We start from the raw sequence: 8,496 nt of genomic DNA, 5'->3' as shown, positions 1-8,496 counted from the left end.
GGCCGACACCATCGATGGTGTCGGCCCCCGCCGTCTTTTCCTCTACTCGACCTCGTACGTACCGGTCAGCAGGCCGCGTGCGATGGCGTGCCCGAAGACGTTGAAGCCGAGGAACGCCGGGCTCGATTCCAGGCCCACACCCTCGAGCAGTTCGACGTCGAGGGCATGCACGGCGACGATGTAGCGGTGATGGCCGTGCCCGGCGGGCGGTGCGGCACCGATGAATCCGAATGCGCCGCCATCGTGGCGCAGCGAGACCGCGCCGATCGGCAGTGCAGCCGAGTCCGTACTGCCGGCCCCGGACGGCAGGTCGGTGACGGTGGCCGGGATGTTCGCCACAGCCCAGTGCCAGAAGCCGGAGCCGGTCGGCGCGTCCGGGTCGAGCACGGTCACGACGAAGCTTTTCGTCTCCGCGGGGAATCCCGACCACGACAGCTGCGGTGAGACGTCGCCGCCGCCGGGGATGCCGAACGCGCCGCTGGCCTGTGGAAGCTTCCACGTGTCACCTTCGGCGAAGTCCTCGCTGGTCACCTGGAAGGTGGGCAGCTCGGGCAGGAACTTGTACGGGTCGTAATCGAAGGCCATACCGGTCCTTTCGGGTTGTGTTCGGTGATCGAGTTCGTGATCAGGAGTGCATGAGGAAGTGTTCCATGACGCGGGTGCCGAAGCGCAGTGCGTCGACGGGGACACGCTCGTCGACGCCGTGGAACAGTGCAGCGAAGTCGAGCTCCGGGGGGAGCTGCAGGGGCGCGAAGCCGAAGCAGCGGATTCCGAGCTTGGCGAATGCCTTGGCGTCGGTGCCTCCCGACAGCATGTACGGCACGGTGCGGCCGAGCGGGTCGTGGGCTTCGATGGCGGCGTTCATCGCGTCGACGAGGTCGCCGTCGAAGGTGGTCTCGTACGAGTCGAGGCTGGTGATCCATTCGCGGGTGACGTCGGGGCCGATCAGTTCGTCGACGGTGCGTTCGAACTCGGCGAGGCGTCCGGGCAGGATGCGGCAGTCGACGACGGCCTCTGCGGTCTGCGGGATCACGTTCGCCTTGTAGCCGGCGTTCAGCATCGTGGGGTTGGCGGTGTCGCGCAGCGTCGCACCGACGATCCGGGCGATCGACCCGAGTTTCGCAAGGGTGCCCTCGAGATCCGGGGAGGCGGGGTCGAAGTTCAGGCCGGTCTCTTCCCCCGCGGCAGCGAGGAATTCGGCGACCGAGTCGGGCACCACCAGCGGGAACGTGTGGGAGCCCAGCCGAGCGACGGCCTGCGCAAGGATGGTGACGGCGTTCTCCTCGTGGAGGAACGATCCGTGTCCGGCGCGGCCCTTCGCCGTGAGACGCATCCAGCCGAGACCCTTCTCTGCGGTCTCGACCAGGTAGAGACGGCGTTCGGTGCCGTCGGGACGCGGCACGGTCAACGAGAAGCCGCCCACCTCACCGACGGCCTCGGTGACGCCCTCGAACAGGTCGGGGCGGTGCGCGACGAGCCATTGGGAGCCGTAGGTACCGCCGGCCTCCTCGTCGGCGAGGAACGCGAAGACGAGATCGCGGGGCGGGACGATGCCCTCCGCTTTGAAGCGTCGGGCGACGGCGATCATCATCCCGACCATGTCCTTCATGTCGACCGCACCGCGACCCCAGACGTAGCCGTCCTCGACGGCTCCGGAGAACGGGTGCACGCTCCAATCGGCCGGTTCGGCGGGCACCACGTCGAGGTGCCCGTGCAGCATCAGCGCGCCGCGGTCGCGGTCGGCGCCCGGGAGCCGGGCGAAGAGGTTGCCGCGACCGGGGGCGCCGGATTCGACGTAGGTGGTCTCGTATCCGACCTCCTGGAGTTGGGACGCGACCCATTCGGCGCATTCCTTCTCACCGCGGGTGGTGGCGAGGTCGCCGGTGTTGGACGTATCGAAGCGGATGAGCCGGGACACGAGGTCGACGACCTCTGCTTCGGCTCTGGAGGGCTGGTGCGCATTCGATGTTGTGGCCATGCCTGCATGTCTACCATCGACGACGCCACGAATCACTGCAGGTGGGGGTAGCGATTTGGGAGCTGGGGCGTGGTGCGTTAATCTTTCACAGCGCCCGCCGGAGTGGGTGCGCGCTCGAGTCCGAGTGGCGGAATGGCAGACGCGCTAGCTTGAGGTGCTAGTGTCCTATTAACGGACGTGGGGGTTCAAGTCCCCCCTCGGACACTCTGAGTCGAGACAGACGTTGAAGGCCCCGAACCGATCAGGTTCGGGGCCTTCAACGTTGTCCGGCCGGTCGGTCGAGTGCTCTCGGCGCGGACACCGCGGCTCCGGTGACCACGGGGTAGGCGAATTGGGGAACGGCGCATCCATGCGCTACTGTTTTCGACAGCGCCCGCGGAAGCGGGAGCACACCGCGTGCCCGTATGGCACCGGTCCGAGTGGCGGAATGGCAGACGCGCTAGCTTGAGGTGCTAGTGTCCTATTAACGGACGTGGGGGTTCAAGTCCCCCCTCGGACACGCGAAATATCAAGGCCCCGAACCTGATTCAGGATCGGGGCCTTCTTCGTCGAGGGGATGTCGCTCAGTTGCGGCGCCCCTTGCGGAAGTAGCTGATCGGACCGATGAAGTTCACGGCGATGATCAGTGCCCACTTCAGCTTGTTTCCGTTGACCTTCTCTGCAGGGCGGGTCGCGAGATCCGCCCAGGCCGTCGCGGCGAGGGAGAGTTGGACGCTCGCGAGAACCAGCACGAGGGCTCGCTGCCACGGCGACAGATCGGCGAACTTCTTCTTGGCACGAGCCGGTGTGGTCGAGCTCATCATTCCTCCGAAGTGATCCTCAGGACATGAGCAGCGGGCCCTCCGCGCTCACCCGGTACCATAATCGGGCTTCAGTACACACCGGAAAAGGGCACATGGACCCCCACAGCGACACTGCAACGACACTCACCGACGCACTCGGATCCGAGCGGATAGATCCCGCCGACCTCGAAGTCTGCCTCCGCGTTCTCGATCTCGCCGGGGACCTCGCGGCCGATCATCCCGATGCGGTCACCGTGCAGCGCGCTGTCGGGCACATGTTCAAGAAGTTCAAGCGACTGCGCCGCATCGAGCGACGCGACCGCAAGGCCGCCGCCGACCGCGAGGTCCTCGAGTCGACCGCGACCGGCTCCCCCACCCGTATCGACGACGAGACCGCCGGGGTTCCGCTCACCTCGTCCGCACGGAACGCGAGCGCGGGCACGCTGCTGCGTCCGCGTGGCTGCTACGTCTGCAAGGACAAATACACCCAGGTGGACGCGTTCTACCACCAATTGTGCCCCGAGTGCGCTGCGGAGAATCACGCCAAACGTGACGCACGCACGGATCTGACGGGCCGGCGCGCGCTGCTCACCGGTGGCCGCGCCAAGATCGGCATGTACATCGCGCTGCGGCTGCTGCGCGACGGCGCGCACACGACGATCACCACCCGTTTCCCGAACGATGCGATCCGCCGCTTCAGCGCGATGGAGGACAGCGCCGACTGGATCCACCGCCTGCGTGTGGTCGGCATCGATCTACGCGACCCGGCGCAGGTCGTCGCTCTCGCCGACGAGGTCGCGGCGCAGGGCCCGCTGGACATTCTCATCAACAATGCGGCGCAGACCGTACGCCGCTCCCCCGGCGCCTATTCGGCGCTCGCCGAGGCCGAGTCCGCGGCCCTTCCCTCAGGTCCTCGTCCCGAGGTGCTCACGTTCGGCAAGCCGTCGGAGGCGCATCCCGCCGCACTCGCCGGCAGTCTCTCGGGTGGTGCATTGTCGCCGGAGTCCGTCTCGTCGCTGGCCATGGTGGCCGGGTCCGCAACCCCGGAGCGGATCGCCGCGGGCATCGCGATCGACGCCGGCGGACTGCTCCCCGACCTGGTGCACACCAACAGCTGGGTGCAGACCGTGGGTGAGGTCGAGCCGCTCGAGCTGCTCGAGGTGCAGTTGTGCAACTCGGTGGCGCCGTTCATCCTCGTCGACCGGTTGCGTCCGTCCATGGCCGCGTCACCCGCGCGCCGCAAGTACGTCGTCAATGTCTCGGCGATGGAAGGGCAGTTCGCGGGCCGCCGATACAAGGGGCCGGGACATCCGCACACGAACATGGCGAAGGCCGCGCTCAACATGCTCACGCGCACGAGCGCCGAAGAGATGCTCGGCGACGGCATTCTCATGACCGCCGTCGACACGGGGTGGATCACCGACGAGCGACCTCACCACACCAAGATCCGGTTGGCCGAGGAGGGCTTCCACGCGCCCCTCGACCTGGTCGACGGCGCGGCGCGGGTGTACGACCCGATCGTGCAGGGCGAGGCGGGCGTGGATCTCTACGGGTGCTTCCTCAAGGACTACGCGTCTGCGCCCTGGTGACGGCCCGCCCGGTGAGATCCGACCGACAGGACTCCGACGGCAGAGACCATTTCCACAGGGGTCCGATGCCCGATTCACCCGTGCGGGCCGCGATACTGGTACACAGTCGACCCACCGTTCCACTGCGCCTAGGAGCATCATGACTGTCGCCGTCGTCCATGCCGACACCCCCGAAGGCCGCGCCGCCCTGCGTGCAGGCGCCCGCGAGGCCGCCGACCGCGGGCAGAAGCTGGTCGTGCTGGCGCCCCTCGACGATCCCGCAGAGAGCGACACGGTAGGCGCGGAGGTCCTCGGAGTCCTCGGTGAGGGCGACTGGGAGGTCCTCACCGAGGTGCACGACGGCGATTCGGTCGGAACGCTGATCGAGTTGCTCGCGCGAAGCGGCGCCGACCGGGCCGTGGTGGGTAGCCGCGGCCGGACCGCGACCGGCAAGTTCCTCCTCGAGCGTGGGCTGCAGCGCGTGATCATCGAAGCAGCGGTTCCCGTGCTCGTCGTGAAGGACGAGTAACCGGCCTACTCTGGTCCTATGGCTTACCGGCTGCTCGCCGACGCGACCGCGTTCGCCCATCTGCTGTTCGTGCTCTACGTCGCGTTCGGCGGGTTCCTCACGTGGCGGTGGCCCCGCACGATCGTCACGCATGTACTCGCCGTGGTGTGGGGCGCCGCGTCGGTGATCATCGGTTTCGACTGCCCGCTGACGTCTGCGGAGAACTGGGCTCGGACCCGGGCCGGTGAGTCGGGGCTGCCGCCGGGCGGATTCATCGAGCACTATCTCACCGGTGTGATCTATCCCGAATCGGCGCTCGGATCGGTGCGCGCCGCTGTCGTCGTGTGTGTCGTGGTGTCGTGGACGGTGCTGTGGACTCGTCACCGACACTCCCGTGTGAGAACGGTCGCACCGCGACTTACTCGCCAGTAGGGTGGGCGGCATGACTGCCTCACGCCATCTCGACGTCGTCGTCTACGGCGCCACCGGCTTCGTCGGCCGCCTCACCGCGGAGTACCTCGCCCGCCACCTGCCGTCCGGCCTGACGGTCGGTCTCGCCGGTCGCTCCCGCGACAAGCTGGACTCCGTACGCTCGTCGCTTCCTCCCGCTGCCGCCGAGTGGCCGTTGATCATCGCGAATGCCGACGACCCCGACTCCCTCGCCGCGATGGCGTCCGAGACCCGCGTGGTCATCACGACGGTCGGCCCGTACGCCCGGTACGGCGTTCCGCTGGTCCAGGCGTGCGCCGAGGCGGGCACCGATTACGTGGACCTGACCGGTGAGGTCCTGTTCCAACGCGAGAGCATCGACCGGTTCGACGAGGTCGCCCACCGCACCGGCGCCCGCATCGTGCACGCGTGCGGGTTCGATTCGGTTCCTTCCGATCTCGGTGTGCATGCCCTGCGTCGCGCTGCGGAGGCCGACAACGCCGGCGCCCTGACCGACACCACATTCATCCTGACGTCGTTCAGTGGTGGCATCAGCGGCGGCACGATCGATTCCCTGCGCAACCAGATCGACGTGGTCCGCACCGATCGCACGGCCCGGAAGATCGCGGCGAGTCCCTATTCGTTGTCGCCCGACCGGGACCGGGAACCCGATCACGGCAGGCAGAGCGATGTCGCGCTGGTCGACGGCAAGACGATCGCTCCCGAGGTGACCGGATGGAAGGCGCCGTTCGCGATGGCATCGGTCAACACCCGGGTGGTGCGGCGCAGCAGCGCCCTCACGGACGGCACCTACGGACCGCGGTTCCGGTATCGGGAGGTGATGAGCGTCGGGTCGTCGGTGGCATCCCCGGTGATCGCCGGGGCTGTCGCGGCAGGACTGGGCGCCTTGGTGGCGGGCCTGTCGTTCCGTCCGACCCGGTACCTGCTCGACAAACTGTTGCCCGCACCCGGCGAGGGCCCGTCGGAGAAGACCCGAGAGCAGGGCCATTTCACGGCCGATCTGTACACCACCACCGAGACCGGTGCCCGCTACACGGCGCGATTCGCGGCGAAGGGCGACCCCGGATACAAGGCGACCGCGGTGATGTTGGGCGAATCCGCGCTGTCGTTGGCAGTCGGGGGCTCTGCACTCCATGCGGGTGGCGGGGTACTCACTCCTGCGGTGGCGTTCGGTGATGTGCTGACCGAGAGGCTGCGCGCAGCGGGCTTCGAGATCTCGACGCGCCGCCTGCCCTGAATCTTCGCGCCATCTTCGCGCCATCTTCGCGCCGACGTGCATCCGTCGTCGGCGACGGGCTATGCTCGATCGGTCGCCTGTCCGGCGACCGAAGTGGTTCGACGAAAGAATTGGGACATCATGCACGCGACGAGCATCGAGACGGCTCCTGCCGCTCGGCTTGCGCTGATGGCGTTCTGGCCTACCCGTCGTGGCGCATGCTTCGACTGCGAGTGTTGTACCTGGATGTCCTTCTGAGCGGTGTCGCACCGCTCGTCGTGTTCGTCTAGGTTCCTTCCAGTCGCACGGAGCGTTGCATGCTCAATCTCCTTGTTTTCACGTTGGTCGGCGTCGGCGCCCAGTTGGTCGACGGTGCGCTCGGCATGGCATTCGGTGTCACTGCCACCACCTTGTTGATCTTCAGTGGCGTCGGCGCGGCCCACGCGAGCGCGGCGGTCCACCTGGCCGAGGTCGGTACCACCCTGGTGTCCGGTGCCGCGCACTGGCGGTTCCGCAACATCGACTGGAAGGTCGTGTTGCGACTCGGCGTTCCCGGTGCGATCGGCGCATTCCTCGGCGCCACCGTCCTCTCGGGCCTGTCCACGGAAGCGGCCGTACCGGTGACCGCGACGATCCTGCTGATCATCGGTGTGTATGTCGCGCTGCGCTTCTCGGTGCGCCCACCCGCCGTGGCGAACGCCCGTACCTCGCCGCACACCGCCAAGTTCCTCTCACCGCTCGGATTCTTCGGCGGTTTCGTCGACGCGAGCGGTGGCGGCGGCTGGGGCCCCATCACCACCAGCACGCTGCTCTCTCGCGGAAAGACCGCGCCGCGCACGGTGATCGGCTCGGTCAGTGCCTCGGAGTTCCTCGTCGCCGTCGCAGCCAGCATCGGCTTCCTGATCGGCCTGGGACGCGAATCGTTCGACAACCTGGTCATCGTGGCGGGGTTGGCGATCGGTGGTGCGCTCGCCGCTCCGGTGGCTGCATGGTTGGTCTCGCGCGTTCCCGCGACGCTGCTCGGGACCGCGGTCGGCGGTGTCATCGTCGTGACCAACCTGTACAAGTTGTTCGACACGTTCGAGGTGTCCAGCATGGTCGCCACGCTGCTCTACATGCTGCTCATCGCCGGGTGGATCACGCTGCTGGTCGTGTCGTGGAAGCGCTCGAATCTCACCCCGGCCGAGTCGTCGGGTGGTCTCGAAAAGCTCGAGGCCCCGACCCCCGCGGTCTTGCAGGAAGACCCGCAGGGCCAAAAAATCTAGCACGCCACGTGAACGGACAAAACACCCATACCAAGATCAGTGCGGGACACCACACCGGATAGCATTCGCCGCGTGAATCGACACCGTCTCGCGGCCCTCCCCGCACTCCTCGCCTGCGCACTCATCCTCGGCGCCTGCTCCTCCGACGACGCTTCGTCCTCATCCGACAGCGACAGCGCCTCACAGACCGCCGACGCTTCGTTCTCCGACGGAGACGTCAGCGTCGAGACACTCGACGCCGACCTCCTCGCCAAGTTCACGAGCTGCGACGACGTCGCACCCGCCGTGGAGCAGTACATCGAAGGGCTCGACGCCGATCCGAACAACGGCTCGAGCGACTACGGCGTGTACTGCACCTGGACTACACCCGAAGCTGCCACGAGCCTCGACGACATCCGCACGGTCGAGGTCATGATCGAGACCGGGAACGGCGCCGTGTCCGACCCCGCCGTGCTCGGCACTGCAGGACTCGACGTACTGTCCGACAGCGCCGTCGAGGCCGAGGGCGGCGTCGCGTACACCATGAACATGGGCACCGACGTTGCCGGCATCACCGTCACCACCGTCGAGTTCCCGGATGTGCGTGTCTCGGTCACCGGCGGGCAATGGGCCGAGTTCCCCAGCTTGGACGGGCCGGCTGCGGTCGGGGTCGCCACCGAGCTTCTCGGCCTCTGATCAAGAGGTCCCCTCTGCGACGACACGGGCGTGGTCATCACAGCTGTGATGCCC

At 67.4% G+C, this 8,496-nt stretch carries 9 protein-coding genes and 2 tRNA genes; 8 read left to right on the top strand and 3 right to left on the bottom strand.

The genetic code is table 11. The features are described from left to right. Nucleotides 1-42 precede the first annotated feature (42 nt). Entirely contained in the window at nt 43-585 is a 543-nt protein-coding gene (locus tag ACFWB0_RS25360) for a YbhB/YbcL family Raf kinase inhibitor-like protein (protein ID WP_378493161.1), read from the bottom strand. Between the two features lie 40 nt (nt 586-625). Next, complete coding sequence (locus ACFWB0_RS25355) at nt 626-1,978, bottom strand: M20/M25/M40 family metallo-hydrolase (RefSeq protein ID WP_378493160.1); 1,353 nt, start codon at nt 1,976-1,978, stop codon at nt 626-628. A 118-nt stretch (nt 1,979-2,096) separates the two neighbouring features. Here ACFWB0_RS25355 and ACFWB0_RS25350 point away from each other — a divergent pair. Then, a tRNA-Leu gene (locus ACFWB0_RS25350) sits at nt 2,097-2,182 on the top strand. Nucleotides 2,183-2,391: 209 nt separating this feature from the next. Beyond that, nucleotides 2,392-2,477 (top strand) — tRNA-Leu (locus tag ACFWB0_RS25345). Nucleotides 2,478-2,541: 64 nt separating this feature from the next. Here the strand turns inward: ACFWB0_RS25345 and ACFWB0_RS25340 are convergent. Further along, entirely contained in the window at nt 2,542-2,778 is a 237-nt protein-coding gene (locus ACFWB0_RS25340) for a PLDc N-terminal domain-containing protein (RefSeq protein ID WP_378493159.1), read from the bottom strand. Between the two features lie 95 nt (nt 2,779-2,873). Between ACFWB0_RS25340 and ACFWB0_RS25335 the strand changes: the two genes are divergently transcribed. The 6 genes from ACFWB0_RS25335 to ACFWB0_RS25310 all read left to right on the top strand — a co-directional run bounded on the left by ACFWB0_RS25335 (nt 2,874) and on the right by ACFWB0_RS25310 (nt 8,442). Next, nucleotides 2,874-4,349 carry an SDR family NAD(P)-dependent oxidoreductase gene (locus tag ACFWB0_RS25335; protein ID WP_378493158.1) on the top strand — a complete coding sequence of 492 codons (1,476 nt, stop codon included), beginning with the start codon at nt 2,874-2,876 and terminating at the stop codon, nt 4,347-4,349. Between the two features lie 139 nt (nt 4,350-4,488). Further along, a complete protein-coding gene (locus ACFWB0_RS25330; protein ID WP_378493157.1) occupies nt 4,489-4,857 on the top strand; it encodes a universal stress protein in 369 nt (122 codons plus the stop codon). Between the two features lie 18 nt (nt 4,858-4,875). Then, nucleotides 4,876-5,268 (top strand): DUF2784 domain-containing protein, encoded by a 393-nt coding sequence (locus ACFWB0_RS25325; protein WP_378493156.1) that lies wholly within the window; start codon nt 4,876-4,878, stop codon nt 5,266-5,268. Nucleotides 5,269-5,278: 10 nt separating this feature from the next. Beyond that, a complete protein-coding gene (locus ACFWB0_RS25320) occupies nt 5,279-6,523 on the top strand; it encodes a saccharopine dehydrogenase family protein (RefSeq protein WP_378493155.1) in 1,245 nt (414 codons plus the stop codon). 296 nt (nt 6,524-6,819) lie between these two features. Then, nucleotides 6,820-7,767 (top strand): sulfite exporter TauE/SafE family protein, encoded by a 948-nt coding sequence (locus ACFWB0_RS25315; RefSeq protein ID WP_378493154.1) that lies wholly within the window; start codon nt 6,820-6,822, stop codon nt 7,765-7,767. A gap of 72 nt (nt 7,768-7,839) precedes the next feature. After that, nucleotides 7,840-8,442, top strand: coding sequence for a hypothetical protein (locus tag ACFWB0_RS25310; RefSeq protein WP_378493153.1), 603 nt, complete (start codon nt 7,840-7,842; stop codon nt 8,440-8,442). Nucleotides 8,443-8,496: the final 54 nt, after the last annotated feature.

This window comes from Rhodococcus sp. NPDC060086 (assembly GCF_042730275.1).
Classification (GTDB): Bacteria; Actinomycetota; Actinomycetes; order Mycobacteriales; family Mycobacteriaceae; genus Rhodococcus.
The sequence above is the reverse complement of the archived record's forward strand: the minus strand, read 5'-3'. Positions and strand labels throughout refer to the sequence as shown.